The organism is Saccharothrix xinjiangensis, from assembly GCF_039527585.1.
Lineage (GTDB): Bacteria > Actinomycetota > Actinomycetes > Mycobacteriales > Pseudonocardiaceae > Actinosynnema > Actinosynnema xinjiangensis.
Genome location: NZ_BAAAKE010000012.1, coordinates 1 through 15606, shown reverse-complemented (window position 1 = coordinate 15606; position 15606 = coordinate 1). Strand labels below are relative to the sequence as shown.

The window sequence follows — 15606 nt, the reverse complement described above, 5'->3', positions numbered from 1 at the left end:
CTGGTCATGTCCACCACTTGTACCCGGGACGCGGGGGCGGCGCAGGGAGCGCGCCCACCGGGATCGCTACTCGACGTCCCCGCCTTGCTCCGACGCGGCGGGGCGTTCATCCATCCGGGTTAAGCCGGAGGTGATTTCGACGGGATTCGCTACCTGTTCGTGAGCGTGGTTGCTCCATTGGTCACCTGTTCGAACCCGTATCGGCGTGCGAAACGTCTGCGGACTGGCGAAGCGTGATGGCCGTGGGAGCGGTCGGGTGGAATTCCGCACAATTGCGACGAAAGAGATGGACGGCGCACGCGACGTGACTCCTCGTGCCGCTCTGCCCGGAATTGCTGTCCGCAATTTTCGGAGGAACACACTCACAGCAATGCGCGCCTTGACCCGTTGAGATTTCCTTCGCAATAGTGTTCACCTTCGTTCCGATGCGGGACCACGAGGAGCGCATGTCGGCGGACGGGCCCGACTTGGTCGGGGTGCGGGAGGTCAGGGGGCTCGTCGCGGCGCTGTCGGCCCGTCCCCGGAAACAGGGGCGTCCGCTGCCCGTGGTCGTGCTGGTCGGTCCGCCGGGCGCCGGGAAGACGGCGCTGCTGGAGGAGACCGACGCCAGGTACGCGGGTCGGGTCCCGCGCGTGCTGCTGGACTTCGGCGCGCTGCCGGCCGACGTCACCCCGGCGGAGGTCTTCCGCCGGCTCGCCCTCGGGCTCGGCCGGTACTGCCCCCAGTTCGGCCGGTTGCCCTTCCCGCTGGTCGAGATCTGCCTGGCGGCGAGCGCGCCGGCGGACGGCGCGGGTGGCGAGGCGGAACCCGGGCCGGAACCACCGGTCCTGGGCGAGCTGATCCGCCCGGTCCTGGACCTGGCGCTCGGGTCGAGCGAGTGGTTGTCGGCGGTCGACGCGCTGTTGAAGGTGATCGACGTGGCGAACCGGCGCCGGGTGCTGCGGCGGCTGGGCGCGATGTCCCGCGGCCAGGGGGACGCCCGGGACGTGATGGTGGCGCTGCGGGAGGCGGTCCGGGACGGCGCGGCGGGGCGGGCGGCGGTGGACCGCGTGGTGGGCCGGGCGTTCCGGGCCGACCTGCGGGAGGCGTTCGCCGGGTGGTTCGACCGGAACCGGCGCACGGCGAACTGCCTGGTGCTGCTCGACAACGCCCACCTGCCCGCGGGCCGCCACTTCCTGAGGACGCTGGTCGACGGGGACGAACCGCGACCCGACCCGGTGGTGGTCGTCGCGGCCGCCGCCCGGTGGGACACGGCGTGGGACGGCCGGTGGCAGCGCCCGGGGATACCGGTCACCAGGTCCGCCGACCTGCCGCTCCCGCTCGGGATGGCCGGCGTCGCCCGAGCGGTGGACGGGGACGCGCCCCCCGCGTCGCCGTGGTTGCTGGTGCGCGTGGGCGAGGTGTCGGCGAAGGACGCGCGCAGGGTTCGGCCGGCGGACCAGGCGGACTCGGTGCTGGCCGGGGCGCCGTCCTTCCTGCACCGGGTGACCGGCGGGCTCCCGTGGGCGGTGCACCAGGTGATCGACGTGGCCCGCACGCTGCCCCGGAACGCCCCCGCGGAGGGGCTGCGCACCCTGTTCGCCGTCGCCCTGGAGGACGGCGACCGGGCCGTGACGCTCGTGGACCGCAGTGAGCGGCACCTGCTGGACGGCGGGTTCAGCCTCTCGGAGCTGGAGGACCTGACCGTCGCGAGCGCGACGCGCGACCTCGGCTTCCCGGCCGGCGCCGGCATCCCGGGCGTGGGCCCGTCCCGGTCCGCGGAAGCGCTGCGCGCCAAGCTGGTCAACAACTTCCTGCTGGACCGGCGCGAGGGCGAGCCGGCGCGGCTGGTCCTCCAGCCGTGGCTGCGCCACGTCCTGCTGCACCGGCTCGCCTCCCGGCCGGACGACCACCGCGACAGCTGGGAGAAGGTGCACTCCCGCGGCCGCCGGCACCACCGGGCGCAGGAGAACGCGGTCGACTCCCTCTACCACGGCTTGGCGCTGGGCGACGTCGACGCCGTGGTGGAGCACCTCGCCGGGATGCTGCGCGAACCGCTGGACCGGGCGGCGGGGTGGGCGTGGGTCGACGCCTTCGAGGCGATCACGTCCGCGCCGAACCGCCTGCCGAAGGACCAGGAGCCGCGCCGGCAGGTCGAGCACCTCATCGCCGACCGGGACGCGGAGGACGCGCTGCCCAGGCTGGTCGTGGCGCGCTGGTTGCAGCAGGACCCGACGGGCGACCCGGCGGAGCACCTCAGGCCCACCATCGCCACGAGCGCGGAGCTCGTCGCGGCGCGGGCCCGCGGCGAGGGCGCCATCGTGTTGCAGGACCGCGTGGAGGAGTACGCGCAGTGGAGGTAGAGCGGCAGGCGGACGTCCCCGACATCCCGCGCGCGTTCTGGCGCAGGCCCGGGGTGTGGCTCGCGGTCGGCGTCGTGCTGGTCGTCGTCGCGGCGGCGATCTCGGTCCCGCTGCTGCTGCGGGCGGCCGAGCGGTGCGCGGACGGCGTGACGAGGACGGAGACCGGCGAGTGCGTCGGCGTCACGGACGGCGGCTACGCCTTCGCCCCCGAACTGGCCGGGGTCCAGGGCCTGATCCGCGCCGAGAACGAGTCCGTCCTCGCCACCGGCAAGGAGTTCGTCAGCATCGCGCTGATGGTCCCGATGACGTTGACGGAGCAGGACAGCATCCCCGTCGAGTGGGTCAGGCACCACTTGCAGGGCGCGTACGTGGCGCAGCACCGCGCCAACCACGACGCCGCGACCGGCGACCGACCGCTGGTCCGCCTGCTCCTGGCCAACCCGGGCAGCGCGCTGGCGCGGTGGGAACCGGTCGTCGCCGAGCTGGAGCGCAGGCGCGCCGCCCCGGACCACCTCGTCGCGGTCGCCGGCATCGGCCTGAGCCTGGCCACCTCCCGGGACGCGATGGCGCGGCTGTCCGCGGCCAAGATCCCGATGTTCGGCTCGACGCTCACCGCCGACGACCTCGGCGACATCGACGGCCTGCTGCGCATGGCCCCGACGAACGCCGCCCAGGCGCGGGCCGCCGCGGTCCACGTCAAGGCGGGGGCCCGGACGGCGCTGCTGATCCAGGACGACACGGAGGCCGAGCTCTACCCCAGGACGCTCGCGGAGTCGTTCTCCGCGGCCTTCGCCGACGCCGACCACCGCTTCACGGGGCAGACGGAGTTCTTCGACTCCCGCCTGAGCGGGGTCGGGAACACCTTCCTCCAGATGATCCCGAACATCTGCACCGCCAGGCCGGACGTGGTCTACTTCGCGGGCCGCGGCGAGCAGCTCCTGGTGCTGGTGGCGCAGTTGGTGGAGCGCAACTGCAAGGACCACCGGATCAGGATCATGACCGGCGACGACCTGTCCGCCGTCGCGTTCCCCGGCGACCTGGCGCGGCGGGCGGCGGACGCGGGCGTCGAGGTGCTCTTCACGGCGCTCGCGCACCCCGACGCGTGGCGGGAGGCCGCGGCGGAGTTCGACCCCGCCGCGACGTACTACCTGCGGGACGCGGTGTGCACGGTGTGCTTCCCGGTGCTCTTCCCCGACGACAGCCTCGACGACGCCAGCGCGATCATGGCCTACGACGCCGTGCTGACCGCGGTCCGCACGGCCCGGCTCGCCGGCGTCCCGCCGGACCGCCGGATGTCCACCGAGGACCTGCTCCAGGTGCGGAACCGCCTGCACGGCGAGTACTCGGTGGCCGGCGCGAGCGGTCGGCTCTCCTTCGACGAGCGCGGCTCGCCGACCGCCAAGGTGGTGCCGATCATGCGCGTCCAGCCCGACGGCACGGCCCGGTTCGCCCACCTGGCCAAGTCCTGAAGTCCGGGGACCCGCGGCGCCGCTCCCTCGACCCGGCGCCGGCAGGGGCGGCCGTCCCGCGGGGAGCTCAGTAGATCGGCCCCTCGTACAACCGGGGCACCGGGCAGTCGCGCGCGGCCGGTGTCGTCAGCCGGCCGGCGCCTTCGACGGCGCACCAGATCGAATTCGCGGTGGAGTCGCCGGGCGCCTCGGGCCGGGGGACGGTGCGAAAGGGCTCGCCGAGGCTGTCGCTCCCCAGGGTGACCACCTGCCGCTCGCCCTCGACCCTCAACTCCACCTCGGCGAGCCAGGTGCAGTCGCACGCGAGGGCGAAGGCGCGGAAGCGGAAGTGCTGCAACTCCCCGAAGCCGAGTTGCAGCGGGGTGTCGCTCCCCTGCTCGCCGATCACGTCGTAGACGTCGTAAGGGTTGCCCTGGTCCAGCACGAAGGCGTTCGTCAGGCTGTACTGGAGGTGGTACTCGTCGGTCATGTGCGGCTGCGGGCTGTCCACGCACAGGAGGGTGTGCCCCTCGGCCGGGGGTCGGGTCGACAGGACCTCGGGCCGCACCGCCACGACGGTGAAGGTCACGGTCCGACGGGCGCGGACGGTCAGGGTGACGTCCGACCACCCGCTGTCCACCGCTCCCCGGCTCCGCCCCCGCTCCGCGACCCCGGCGCAGTCCGAGTCGGCGGGGATGTCCGGGAGCCCGTCACGGGAGGGGAAGGCCTGCCACGACGCCTCGCCGTCACCGAGCGGCGGGCCGTAGTCCGCGATGAGTTCCAGCGGACCGCGTTCGTCGCCGGTGTCGATCGCGGCGCCCCTGGTTCCCGGCAGCGGTACCCAGGCGTAGGCCGTGTAAGCCGCGGCGACGCACCCGACCAGGACCAGGGCGAGCCACCGCACGCGGCGGATCACCACGCTCCTCGTGCCGCTCACGGGGCGGGCCAGGCGGTCGGATCGCACAGCTCGCCCAGCCACGAGTCGGGCGCGCAGAACTCCCGCGGGTCGACGCCGACCCAGGGTCCCGCGGTCGCCAGGGGATTCGGCACCGGGGTGTGGGGGATGGTGTACACCTCGGTGGGGTCGGGCACGGCGCCCGTCGATTCGAAATCGCGTCCGTCGGGCTGGCGGGCGGCGACGGACCGGAGTTTGCCGTCGAGCACCACGTCGACCTCCAGGTGCCACCGGCAGTGGCACTCGCGGGTCGTGACGGCGGCTCGGAACTCGACGCTCTGGTTGGCGTCGAGCTCGAAGTTCTCGCCTTTGAAGTAATCGCGCCGTTCGAGGTTGCGCGCGGGCGTGCCCTGCTTCGTGTCGGCCCCCGGCGCGTCGACGTCGAAGAACACCTGGACGGGTTTGCCGGGACCGCCCTGGGTCCCCACGGCGAGCAGCGTGGCCGCCAGTGGCGGGCGGCGCTCGGTCACGACGAGCCTGAGGCCGACCACCAGCAGGCGGCTCTCCTTCGCCTGGACCACGAGCCGCACTTTCGCGATGCCCACCGGCACCCCGATGGTCAGGTCGTTCACCCCGCCGCTCTCGTCGGCGGTCATGACCTGCCTCGCGGTGTCGTCCACCCCGTTCGGCAGCATCCTGGCCACCGCCTCGGCGCCCGCTTCCGCGGGCACCTGCGACGCGAAGACGTGGACGGGATCGCCGATCACCTCACGGGCGATGGGCCCCGCCAGGGTTTCACCGTATTTGACCACGAGGGCGGTGAAGAACGAGACCGTCACCATCCCGACGCCGATCGCGACGCGCCAACCCGCGCGCCGCCAGGCTTTCGGCTTGGGCGCGCTGTCGGCCTCGTCCGGAACAGGGGCGGCCGCAGGTCTCGGCGGACGTCTTGTTCTGCGGCTTCGGCGGGACATCGACACCTCTGGGCAGCAGGTGGACGAGAACGCGGTCAGTATGCCAGGTTTTCCGGCGGTGATTCGGCGCCGCGGAACGTCCAGAGCGTTTCTCACCTTTCTCGGAATGGGAAAAATTCCAAGATCACCCCGACAAGGTCCGCCTGCCGCGCCGGGAGGGGGCAGCGGGGGTCGTCCGGTCGCACCAGGTCGCGCGTCGGTGCGGTCACCCGTGCGGGATGGCCGCACCGTGCCGAGGTGGAGGCGGTGATCGCCGGGTCACCCGAGGCGGAAGTCGGCCACCCGGATCGGTGACGGCGTGGTGCCCGTCGAGGTCTGCTGGTACTGCACGGACAGGACGCCGTCCACGGCGATGCGCGAGGTGTCGACGTTGACCTCGCCGAACGCGCGCAGCGGCCCGGGGTCGAAAGCCGTGGTCCAGTCGGTCCACCCGCGGGCACCGGCGGCCGAGACGATCCTGCCCCGCGGCATCACGAGGTAGGCGTTGTCCGCCCGGTCGAGCACCAGCTTCGTGCGCTGGGTGCTGCCGGGTGGGACGGGCACCTCGCGCTTGGTCCAGCCGTTCGGGCCGCGCCGGAGGTGGAACACCCGACCGTGGCGGGCTCGTTGGCGCGGGTAGTCGGAGACGCGGAGGGCGAACCGCTCGGGCACGTAGCTGATCAGGACGTGGGGCGCGCCGGTGGAGTCGACGGCCAGGCACTCCTGGTTCATCAGCCCCCGGTCCGGTCCCAGCGGGTCGACGACGACCCCGGGCGAGGACACGCCCACGCGTTCGCCCCCGGTGGCGCCCACCACCGAGCCGGCGTCGTTGTGCCAGGTGCGGCCCCGGTCGTCGCTGTAGACGTAGCCGGTGTCGTGGTTGGCCAGGCCGCCGGGGTCGGACATCACCGAGGGGTCGCCCTCGCGCCAGGTGAACGCGGCGTGCAGGCGGCCTCCCCGGTCGTAGGTCAAGCCGTGCAGGTACATGTTGCGGGTGCCGGACACGCCGCCGTTGGGCGCGGTGTAGTCGCCGGTGGCCGACGACCACGCGCCGAGCCCGCGCCACCCGCCGCCGGTGTACTCGGCCAGCTCGTTGACGCCGTTGCCCGAGCAGCCGGTGCGGTAGCTCAGCTGCAACACCCCCTCGGGGGTGACCAGGAACTGCGGGTAGGTGATGTCGCCGAGGCAGAGGCCGCCCAGGGTGCGCTGCACCGCCCCGAAGGACGAGGGCTCCCACGGCCGCGTGGGCGCCCTCGTCACCAGCCCCGGCGCCGACCGGACGTAGAAGATCCGGTTGTCGTGGGTGTCCATCGCGACGTGCAGGGTGCCGTCGACCGGCGAGATGCCCAGCGAGATGACGTTGTGCGAGTCGTCCACCTGTAGTCGGTGGGGCAGCACGACGTGCTCCCACGCCCCGCCGAGCGGCCGGCGCGCCACGACGGCGTGACGGCCGGCGGTGTACCAGGTGGCGTACTGGCGCCCGGCGTGGGTGAGCACCGCGTCCTGCTGGAAGGAGTTGTTGTTCACCACGCCGTCGTAGGACACGAAGAACAACGCCGAGGGGTCCAGCGTCGTGTCCGACAGGAACTCCACCCGCGGCTCGTCGAGGCGCCGGTGTCGGAGGGAGGTCACCAGGGACTCCTCCAGTCGGGTCGCAGGCGGCGGGACAACGCCTCCAGGTAGAAGTAGTCGCCCCAGAGGTTCCCCTCGTCCACGCCGACGTCCTTGGGCTTGTCGTACACGCCGTGCAGCAGCAGGGCGTTGGACGTGCTGTCGTGCGCGGTGGAGTAGCGGGTCGCGAGGGAGGCCAGGATGGCGTCGCCCTCGGCGCGGTAGTGCGAGGCGGCGGGCACGGCGCCGAGCTGGTCCGCCAGCTCGTGCAGACCGCACGCGGCGATGGCGGCGGCCGAGGAGTCGCGCTCCTCGTCACCGCCCTCGGTGAACACCAGGTCCCAGTAGGCGACGCGGTCCTCGGGCAGGCGGGACAGGAAGTGGTCGGCGCAGCGACGGGCGACGTCGAGGAACGAGAGCCCCTGCTCGTAGCGGTGGGCCAGGGCGAACCCGTAGATGCCCCAGGCCTGCCCCCGGGCCCAGCACGAGCCGTCCCGGTGCCCCTGCTCGGTGGCGCCCCTGAGCGGCTCGCCGCTGACGGGGTCCCAGTAGAAGGTGTGGAAGGTGGAGCCGTCGGGGCGGATGACGTGGCGCTTCAGCTGCTCGGTGTGGCGGATGGCGGCCTCGGCGAAGTGCCGGGAGCCGGTGTCCTCGGCGGCCCAGTGCAGCAGGGGCATGTTCATCAGGCTGTCGATGATCGTGCGGCCGCGTTGCAGCGGGTCGGTGAGGTCGCCCCACGCCTGCACGATGCCCGCCGGCTCCAGGAACCGGGTCATCAGGTGGTCGGCGGCCTCCAGGGCCGCGCGGCGGGCCCGCTGGTCGCCGAACAACCGCGCCGGGGTCACGCAGGACAGGGTGTACAGGAAACCCAGGTCGTGGGTGTCGAGGTCGACGCCGTCGGCGACGCGGTCGGCGAAGGAGCCGACCTGGTCCTGGGCGGCTCGCAGCACGCGGTCGTCCCGGGTCGCCTCCCAGGTCAGCCAGAGCATCCCCGGCCAGAAGCCGGTGGTCCACCCGACGTTGGACCCCTCCGGCAGGCCGTCGCGGGCGGTGCGCGGCCGGTAGACGCCCGCGGTGGTGGTGTCGTCGGGGTACCAGGCGGTGAAGTCGGCCAGGTTGCCGCGCACCGTCGCCACGGCGGCGGTCCAGGCCGCTTCGAGGACTTCGGTGGCGATGGGCACGGCGCGTTCGGCTTCCGCGGACAAGGAACTCTCCCTCAGGACGGGTGACGGGGTGTCGTGGGACGAAGTCGGCCGGACGCGCGCCGGCGGGCCAGGCGGGCTAGGCGGCGGCGCGGACCGGGCGCAGGGTCGCCCGGCTGCCCACCCAGACGACGTAGAGCGCCGGGCCGGTGAGCAGGGCGATGGCGAGGACGGGTGCGGCGCTCACCGCGGACGCCAGCACCCACAGCGCCGCCAGGGACGTCAGGGTGAAGTGCGGCGCGCGGACGGCCAGGGCGAGGCAGGCCGGCACGAGTCGCCGGACGGGCAGGTCGGGGCGTTCCACCACGGCGGTGAGCGCGACCAGCGCGGTCACCGCCGTGAGCACGGCGAGGACCGCGAGGACGGGGATGGCGACGGCGCCGGCGGAGGTGCCCCAGGCGGCGCGGATGTCGACCGCCACGACGAGCAGGACGGCGGTCGCCGTGCCGGACACCGCCAGCGCCCGGCGGGCGTGCCGCCGCCACGCGCGCAGGTACCCGCGCACGACGGGTGCGCCCTCGTCCTGCGCGGCGGCGGTGAACACCGCGTGGGCGGCGGCGACGGCCGGGCCGAGCAGCGGAACGGTCGGCAGCAGCAGCGGCCAGCTCGTCACGACCGGCGTGAGGAGCAGGACGGCCAGGAACGGCGCGCTCGCGACCACGACGAGCGCGCTGGTGGCCAGCAGGGTGTAGGCGGTGCCGAACACCCGGTCGTAGGTCTCGTGCCTCACGTGGCTCAGCCCTTCATGCCGCTGGTGGCGACGCCCTGCACGAAGTACTTCTGGCCGAGCAGGAACACGACCGCGACCGGCAGCACCGACAGCACCGAGCCGGTCATGATCAACGCGTGCTCGGCGCTGTACTCGCTGACGAACGACTTCAGCCCCAGCTGGATCGTCCACAGATCGGGGTCGCGCAGGTAGATGAGCGGCCCGAGGTAGTCGTTCCAGGTCGTGACGAGGGTGAGCAGGGCGAGACTGGCCAGCGCCGGCACGGACAGCGGCAGCATGATCCGGAAGTAGATGCCGTACTCGCTCAGGCCGTCCACGCGGGCGGCTTCGCACAGCTCGTCGGGGATCGTCGCGTAGTACTGGCGCATCAGGAACACGCCGAAGGCGCCGAACGCCTGGAGCGCGACGATCGACCACAGGGTGTCGGTGAGGCCGATCTCGGACATGAAGATGAACTGCGGGATCATGTACGCCTGCCACGGCACCGCGATCGTGCCGACGTAGAGCACGAACAGCAGGTTGCGCCCCGGGAAGCGGGCCTTGGCGAACCCGTAGGCGGCGAAGCTGCCGGTGAACAGCTGGAGGAACGTCACCACGAGGGAGAGGAAGACGGTGTTCTTCAACCACACCAGCATGTCCGAGACGCGCCAGATCTCCAGGTAGTTGCGCCACCGCGGCACGTCCGGCAGCCAGGTGACCGGGGTGGAGAAGACGGTGTTGGAGGTCTTCAACGAGGAGGAGACCATCCAGAAGAACGGCAGCAGCAACGCGGCCGCCGCCAGGACGAGCACGGCGTAGCCCGCCACCCTCCCCGGCGTGGGGAACCGCTCGCCGGATGGGCGCCGAGCCGCGGTGGGCGGTTCCGCGCCGTGGTCGAGCGCCCCGGGCGCGACGGGGTCCGGCGCGGTGCGCGGTGCGGCCATCAGGCGTCCCTCCTGCGGTTGATGGCGAACTGCACGACCGTGACCAACATGCAGAGCGCGAACAGCACGACGGAGATGGCGGAGGCGTAGCCGAACCGGTTCTCCACCAGGCCCTTCTGGTAGATGTACTGGGACAGCACCAGCGTGGACTGCCCCGGGCCGCCGTTGGTCATCACCAGGATCAGGTCGAAGACCTTGAAGCTGCCGATGGTGAGCATGACCGTGACGAAGAACGTGGTGGGGCGCAGGCACGGCAGGGTCACGTTGCGGAACCGCTGCCAGGCGGTCGCCCCGTCGATCCGGGCGGCCTCGTGCAGCTCGGGCGGCACGGTCTGCAACCCGGCGAGGAAGAGCAGCATGTAGTAGCCCATCTCGCGCCAGACGCCGACGATGATCACCGCGGGCATGGCCCAGGTCGACGACGCGGTCCAGCCGGGCGGGTCGTCGACCCCGAGCAGGCCGAGGACCTGGTTCAACGGACCCGCGTCCTTGCTGAACAGCAGGTTCCAGGCGATGGCGATGGCGACGATCGAGGTGATGTAGGGGAAGAACGCCGCGGTGCGGAAGAACGCCACGCCGCGCAGCTTGCGGTTGAGCAGCAGGGCCAGGCCCAGCGACAGCGCGAGGGTGAGCGGGATGTGCAGCGCCGAGTAGTACAGGGTGTTGAGCAGCGCCCGGTGGAAGCTCCTGTCGCCGACCAGCCGGGTGAAGTTGTCCAGGCCGATCCACCTGGCGGTGCCGAACACGTTCCAGTTGGTGAACGAGACGTAGAACAGCGCGACGACGGGACCCAGGGTCAGCAGGCCGAACCCGAGGAAGTTCGGCAGGATGAAGGACACGCCCTGCAACGACCGGCGTGCTTTGTGCCACCGCTTCGTGCGGCCCGCCGTGCCGGGCGGACCACCGACCGTCGTAGTGCTCATCGGTGTTGTGCTCCTGCGTAGGGGGTGTGCGGGGACGGTCGCGGGTCCGGGTGGGCGACACCGGACCCGCGACCGGTGATCACTTCGATTCGAGGACCTCGTCGCGCACGCGACGCCCGGCCTCGTCGAGCGCGTCGTCGACCGGCGTGCTGCCCGACATGATCGCCGAGTGCGTCTCCAGCAGGGCGTTCTGCACGGCGGCGGTCACCGGGGACGCGGGGTTCTCGGCCTTGGTGTCGCGGTTCTCGAACGCGAAGCGGGACAGCTCGTCGGCCGGCACGCCCTCGACCTCGAAGTAGGCCTCGACCACCGGCTCGGTCAGCGTCGCGGGGGTGATGCCGATGGACGCCAGCGCGGCGGCGGCGCCCTCACCCGCGGCGAAGGACAGGAACTCCTTGGCCGCGGCGGCCTCGGCCTCGTCGACGGCGGCGTTGATGCCGAGGCCGGTGGGGTCGCCGAAGGTGACCGGCTTGTCCCTGGTGCTCTCGTCGAGCTGCGGCGCCGGTGCGAAACCCCACTCGAACGCCTGGGCGGCGCCGGACTCCTGCTGGGACAACAGGGTCGCCACGTACCAGCTGCCCATCAGCATCGTCGCGGCTTGCTGCGTGCCGAACTGCGCCTGGTACTGGAGGCTGTTCGTGGTGGCGGCGCCGTAGTCGACCTGCGCGCCGGTCTCCTGCTGCGCCAAGGCGCGCTCGTAGTAGGGCTTGAGGTAGCCGTAGTCGCCGCTGGTGAGCTCGGCCCCCCGGGTCTGCGCCAGCGCCAGGCCCTGCACCGTGGACTGCCACACGTGCTGGTACGCGGCCTTGGCCGGGGAGCCGGCCGCCTTCAACCCCGCGTTCAGGTCGGCGATCGCCTTCTCGTACTCCGCCCACGTCCACGTCTCGTCGGGCGGCGTCACGCCGGCCGCGGCGAAGAGGTCCTTGTTGTAGTAGAGGTACCAGGAGTCCTGGCGGTAGGGCACGGCGAACGTGGCGCCGTCCACCTTGTAGTTGCCCAGGCCGCTGACCTCGCTGCCCAGCTGGTCGGCGAGGTCGGACACGTCGAGCAGCTGCTCGCCGCTCTGGTAGGTGATGAAGTTCTTGAGGTTCTTCAGGACGTAGACGTCGGGTCCGCTGCCCGCGGCGAGGTCCGCGGTGAGCTGGGTGTCGTAGTTGGTGGCGTCGTACTCCTTGAACTCCACCGTGATGTCGGGGTTCTGCTCGTGGAAGGCGTCGGCGAGCGCCTTGAACTCCGGGGTGGAGTTGAGGCTCCACGCGCTCATCGTCAGGGTGACCGGGCCACCGCTGTCGGCCGGCTCGTCACCGCCGCACGCCGTGGCGACGAGGGCGGTGGCGGCGACGGCGGCAGCGATGGCGGTCCGTCGCGGGTATCTGCTTCGCATGTTCCTTCACTTCCTGGTAGAGCCGGGGGAGAGCGCAAGGGGTGTGGTGCGGGCGTCAGGGCAACGCGACGCGGGTTCGCACGCCGTCCGGCCACCGGGTGACGCTCCAGGTCGTCGTTCCGCCGTCCTCGAAGCCGATCTCGGGTTCGGCGGACCACGGGGCGGGGTCGCGGGCGAGTTCGACCAGGACCGCGAACCACTCGCCGACGACGACCGGGTGGTCCGTCCAGGGGACCGCGGCGACCGGGCCCAGGGGGCTCGCGTCGCGGTGCACGGCCACCCCTGACGCCGTCACCGGCCCCAGCAGGGCGGTCAGGGTCGATCGGCTCCCGTCGTCGCCGGAGGCGGTCGCGGCGCGCGGTCCGGGGACGTCGGCCCGCGAGCCGACCACGGCCCAGCCGGTCAGCCGCAGGGTCGTGGGAGGGCGGTCCCGGTCGACGTGGTCGACGCGGACCAGGCGCACCTCCCACGAGCCGCGGACGAGCGAGCGCACCGTGAGGGCGCCGGCGTGGTGGTGGCGTCCGGTCCAGCCCGATCCGTGGTGGTGCTGGTCCTCGTCGGGTTCCAGCCGGCGCACGACGCCGGAGGACGAGCCGACGCCGACCGTGACGCCGTCGGTCTCGACGACCCGGACGGGCCCGACGTCCATGCCGGACCGGTGGGACGCCCGGCCCTCGGCGTCGAGCAGCACCACGGCCTGGTCGTGGGGGTCCGCCCAGCTGTCGGGGTCGAGCAGGGGGCTGGTGGCGGTGGAGTAGCCGAGGCGGGCGTAGAGGGGCGAGTCGCCGCGGGTGTCGCCCGGCTCGGCGTGGTCGGTGCCGTGGTTGACCACCCGGACCACGCCGTCGTCGGCCGTGCCGGCGACCAGCCAGCCCGGCGCCCTGATCGCCCGCACGTAGTCGCCGCGCTCCACGGGCAGCGGCAGCTCGTCGGCCGCCCACACCGGGTGGTCGGCGGGCAGCGCCAGCCCGAGCATGCCCTTCACCGCCCAGTACGGCGAACCCGGACCGGAGTAGGCCTGGGCGATGCGCGGCCACGGCCCGTGCCAGCCCAGGGTGAGCAGGCCGCGTTCGTCGGGCGCGCCGCGGTCGGCGAAGTGGCGGACCACGGCGGTCGCGGCGCGGCGCAGGGCGCCGGGCGGGGTGGACGGGACCTCGGCCAGGACGCCCGCCCAGAAGGGCGCGGCGGCGGCGAACCGGTAGGTCAGGCTGCGGCCCTGCACCAGCGGCGAGCCGTCCGCGCCGACCAGGTGGACGGCGTCGAGCAGGAAGCGGTCGAGCAGGTCGGTGTCCTGCGCGCGGCGCTGCTCGGCGAAGCCCTCCGCGCCGGGCATGCGTGCCCACAGTTGCGGGTAGACGTGCAGCGCCCAGCCGGTGTAGTGGTCGAACGCGCGCTCGTGGCCGTCGGCCAGCCACCCGTCCTCGCGGCGGAAGCCGTCGTGGGTGGCGAGGTCCTCGGCCACGTCGGTCGCCGACCAGGGCCCGCCGACCGAGCGCAGGAACGCCTGCACGACCAGCCGGAACCACACCCAGTTGATGCGCGGGTAGGTCGGGTCGCCCACCGCCGGCGAGAGGTAGTCCACGACCTGCTCCCGCACGGCCTGGTCGAGCCGGTCCCACAGCCACGGGCGGGTCAGGTCCAGGGCGAGCGCCAGCGAGGCGGCCTCGACCTTCGCCTGCGGGTGCTCGTCCAGCCGCGGCCACCGCTCCGGCGACCGGGGGTCCGTGCCGGTGGCGATGCCCTCGGCGTAGAACCCGGCCAGGTCGCCCGGGTCCTGCCCGCGTTCGCCGGCGAGCCGGAACCCGGCGAGCAGGAAGGTGCGGGCGAAGCCCTCCAACGCGTCCACGTCGGCGCCGTAGCCCCCGGCGGGACCGGGCAGCGAGATCCGCGCGCGGCCCGGCGAGGCGAAGGGGCGCACGGCGCGCAGCAGGGCGTCGGCTGCCTCGGCCCAGTCGGCGCGGGTCCACGTGCCGGGCCGGGCGGGAGGCTCGTCTGCCCGGTGGAGCGGGTGCGGCGGCATGGGTCCTGTCCTCCAGCAGCGGCTGTCGATCGAGCACAACGAACAGACTTGCTTTCGTTTTTGATCGCTTTGTGTGTAAAGTAGTAAAGACGTGCATGACCGATCGTGTCAAGAGTCACAGGGCAATCAGTCGGCCCGCGGGTCGGCGGGTTGACGCCCGCCGACCCGCCGTGGTCGCTCGGGGCACGGCGTCGTCCTGGCCGGCGACATAATGAACGCGATCAACGACAGGAGGACCAGCGGTGACGAGAGCACGCACGGGGGAGGCACGCACGGGGGAGGGTCGCGTCCGCCCGGACCGGCAACCGGTCGGGCCGATGACGCCGGTCCCGCCCGGGAGCCACGCGTGGTCCGCCGCGCCGCGCCCGCTCGTCGTCGCGGCGGGTGCGCCGTGAACCCCGAGGTGCGAACCCTCGCGGCCGATCGTCGCGCGTCCATCCTGGAGGCCCTGCACCGCGACGGCGCCGTCCGGATCTCCGACCTGAGCGAGAAGTTGCGCGTGACCCCCGTGACGCTGCGCCGCGACATCGCCCACATGGCGGGGGAGGGGTTGCTGCGCCGCGTGCACGGAGGGGCGACGCTCCGGGGCGCCGGCCCCGGCACGGGCGACGGCGCCGCCCCGGCCGGGACGCGGTCGGCCGACGCCCCGGTCGAGCGGGCCGGCCGGAGCGCCGTGGGGATGTTGGTGCCGTCGCTGGACTACTACTGGCCCGAGGTGGTCCGGGGCGCCGAGGAAGAAGCCACGGCGCAGGGCCGGCAGATACTCCTGCGCGGGTCGTCCTACGAGAGCGCCGACGACCGGCCGCAGCTGGAGCGGTTGCTGGACAACGAGGACGTGTGCGGCCTGATCGTCGCGCCGAGCCTGACCGCGCCGAGCGCCGAGGCGATGTCGGAGTGGCTGAGCACGCTGGACGCGCCGGTGGTGCTGGTCGAGCGCGTGGTGACGATGAGCCGGCGGCAGGCGGCCATGGAGTCCGTGGTCACCGACCACGCCCTGGGCGCGGCCATGGCCATGCAGCACCTGGCCGGCCTGGGCCACCGGCGGGTCGGCGTGGTCACGAGCGAGAACAGCCCCACTTCGCCGCACGTGCGCCGGGGGTGGCGGGAGGGGTGCGAGGCGGCGGGCCTGGACCTGGCGTCCGCCGTGGACGTCGCCGTGCCCCGGCCCGCGACGT

At 73.0% G+C, this 15606-nt stretch carries 12 protein-coding genes; 3 read left to right on the top strand and 9 right to left on the bottom strand.

Annotated features, from left to right (window positions below; genetic code table 11):
• Positions 1–425: 425 nt before the first annotated feature.
• Both ABD223_RS23405 and ABD223_RS23400 read left to right on the top strand, forming a co-directional pair.
• Entirely contained in the window at positions 426–2342 is a 1917-nt protein-coding gene (locus tag ABD223_RS23405) for a P-loop NTPase family protein (protein WP_344038555.1), read from the top strand.
• Positions 2333–3811 (top strand): type 1 periplasmic-binding domain-containing protein, encoded by a 1479-nt coding sequence (locus ABD223_RS23400; protein ID WP_344038554.1) that lies wholly within the window; start codon positions 2333–2335, stop codon positions 3809–3811. Before ABD223_RS23405 ends, ABD223_RS23400 begins: the two co-directional genes overlap by 10 nt.
• Positions 3812–3878: 67 nt before the next feature.
• Here the strand turns inward: ABD223_RS23400 and ABD223_RS23395 are convergent, their stop codons facing one another.
• The 9 genes from ABD223_RS23395 to ABD223_RS23355 all read right to left on the bottom strand — a co-directional run bounded on the left by ABD223_RS23395 (position 3879) and on the right by ABD223_RS23355 (position 14431).
• Positions 3879–4706, bottom strand: coding sequence for a hypothetical protein (locus tag ABD223_RS23395; RefSeq protein ID WP_344038552.1), 828 nt, complete (start codon positions 4704–4706; stop codon positions 3879–3881).
• Between the two features lie 17 nt (positions 4707–4723).
• On the bottom strand, positions 4724–5527 hold the full coding sequence (locus ABD223_RS23390; protein ID WP_344038551.1) for a hypothetical protein: 804 nt from the start codon (positions 5525–5527) through the stop codon (positions 4724–4726).
• Between the two features lie 390 nt (positions 5528–5917).
• Positions 5918–7270, bottom strand: coding sequence for a BNR repeat-containing protein (locus ABD223_RS23385; protein WP_344038550.1), 1353 nt, complete (start codon positions 7268–7270; stop codon positions 5918–5920).
• The gene (locus ABD223_RS23380; protein ID WP_344038549.1) at positions 7267–8454 is read right to left on the bottom strand and encodes a glycoside hydrolase family 88 protein; all 1188 of its coding nucleotides are present in this window, start codon (positions 8452–8454) and stop codon (positions 7267–7269) included. Before ABD223_RS23380 ends, ABD223_RS23385 begins: the two co-directional genes overlap by 4 nt.
• 76 nt (positions 8455–8530) lie before the next feature.
• Positions 8531–9181, bottom strand: coding sequence for a DUF624 domain-containing protein (locus ABD223_RS23375; protein WP_344038548.1), 651 nt, complete (start codon positions 9179–9181; stop codon positions 8531–8533).
• A gap of 5 nt (positions 9182–9186) precedes the next feature.
• Positions 9187–10104, bottom strand: a complete 918-nt coding sequence (locus ABD223_RS23370) for a carbohydrate ABC transporter permease (RefSeq protein WP_344038547.1) — start codon at positions 10102–10104, stop codon at positions 9187–9189.
• Positions 10104–11027, bottom strand: a complete 924-nt coding sequence (locus ABD223_RS23365) for a carbohydrate ABC transporter permease (protein WP_344038546.1) — start codon at positions 11025–11027, stop codon at positions 10104–10106. Before ABD223_RS23365 ends, ABD223_RS23370 begins: the two co-directional genes overlap by 1 nt.
• Before the next feature lie 79 nt (positions 11028–11106).
• Positions 11107–12411, bottom strand: coding sequence for an ABC transporter substrate-binding protein (locus ABD223_RS23360; RefSeq protein WP_344038545.1), 1305 nt, complete (start codon positions 12409–12411; stop codon positions 11107–11109).
• Positions 12412–12466: 55 nt separating this feature from the next.
• Entirely contained in the window at positions 12467–14431 is a 1965-nt protein-coding gene (locus tag ABD223_RS23355; protein ID WP_344038544.1) for a DUF2264 domain-containing protein, read from the bottom strand.
• Positions 14432–14822: 391 nt separating this feature from the next.
• On the opposite strand from ABD223_RS23355, the gene ABD223_RS23350 reads away from it, so the two are divergent.
• The coding region (locus tag ABD223_RS23350) for a DeoR family transcriptional regulator (RefSeq protein ID WP_344038543.1) at positions 14823–15606 on the top strand (784 nt) is incomplete at its 3' end.